Below are 1,295 nucleotides of genomic sequence, written 5' to 3' on the forward strand. Positions count from 1 at the left end.
CCGTACCTCGCCCCCCCTGCGTCGACTCCAGCACTTTCACCGTCATTGTCAGGCGTGAGTAAAGGATTTTCCTCGCCTCAAGCCAGGCCCGGTCGTTTGCCTGAGTTGCGTTTCGGCAGCCGTCCAGGCTGATCTGCATCGCGTTAACAGTGGCATCCTCAACCTCAGTGATGCCGCTGCTATCGATCTGCAGATAGATGTACGCCTTCTTGTTCGTCAGCGGGTCGACGTAATCCAGCGCCACGCCGTCGTAACCACCGGGGAGAGACATTTGCCAGGCGACTTTGTACTCGTCCCAGAACAGGTTTGAGCGCGCAAATACCGCATCGGGATTTGTCACTTTCTCATCACGCCAGAATGTCAGCACATCGCCGATGTTATTTCCGTCAACGCGAGCCACATTGGCGATCGTCGCTATGCGCTCACCAAGAGGCTGTTTCTCATCCGAGAAGGTGTAATCGAAATACCCAAGCGCTTCATCCGACAGCGAATCGGCAATGGCATACAGAGCGGCAACGTCAATGCTCGCCACATCCTGCTTACCCACAACCACCCATTCGTGAAGGATTGCATCAGCAAACGACCTACTCGGCCGTAGCGTATAATCGACCGCGCCTGTCGTCCGGTCGTAGCTGATGGTATGCCGCTGCGCCAGCATGTTGTACTTCTGCTCGCGGTTTGAGTTGCTGTCGTTCGACCCCTTGATCGTAATGCGGGCAATCGTGTCTTCCGGATAGACGACGTTTTCGCGCACGTTAACCGCGTGGATCGCCATCAGCGTCACGACATTGGCATCGTTGCTGTTGTCGAGTCGCTCGATTGTCACCGCATAGCGCCCCGCCCCGGAAGCCGGGACAAACTTGTGCGTTGTGCGGAAATACCGGGTCGTCACCTGGAAGTCGTTATCGAAGAAATAATCGTACTGTTCAGACGTCCCCGGCACCTGATTGTTGTCAGCGTCAACCATCCAGAATTTAATACGGTAACGCGTAGTGCCGGCAGTCGCGCCGAGCTGAACCAACACATGCACCCAGACCTGAGTGGAGACGATCGGCGACACTGACGGTCCGATAACCAGAGGGGTCTGGTCATTCAGCGTGAACAGCGTCGGGTTGATGACCGCATTGCCCGGAAGAGACGTAATCTCTCCGGAGAGTTCGCCAATATAGAATGTCGTGTACGACAGCGTGTCGTCGCCAATAAAGCTCTCAGAGGAGATGATATTCCCGGCGCCGGTGACGTTCCGTGTGACGCTTGTTCCGCCGTCGTTCCAGGTAGCATTAATGACGAATGAC

1 protein-coding gene is annotated in these 1,295 nt (G+C 55.8%); it reads right to left on the bottom strand.

Features of this window, described 5'->3' with window-relative positions; translation table 11 throughout:
- Positions 1-1,295, bottom strand: a 1,295-nt coding sequence (locus tag HMPREF9538_RS13450; protein ID WP_009485152.1) for a host specificity factor TipJ family phage tail protein, incomplete at both ends; no start/stop codon positions are given.

Origin of the sequence: Klebsiella sp. MS 92-3, from assembly GCF_000195655.1 — a bacterium.
In the GTDB taxonomy this organism is placed as follows: Bacteria; Pseudomonadota; Gammaproteobacteria; order Enterobacterales; family Enterobacteriaceae; genus Klebsiella; species Klebsiella pneumoniae.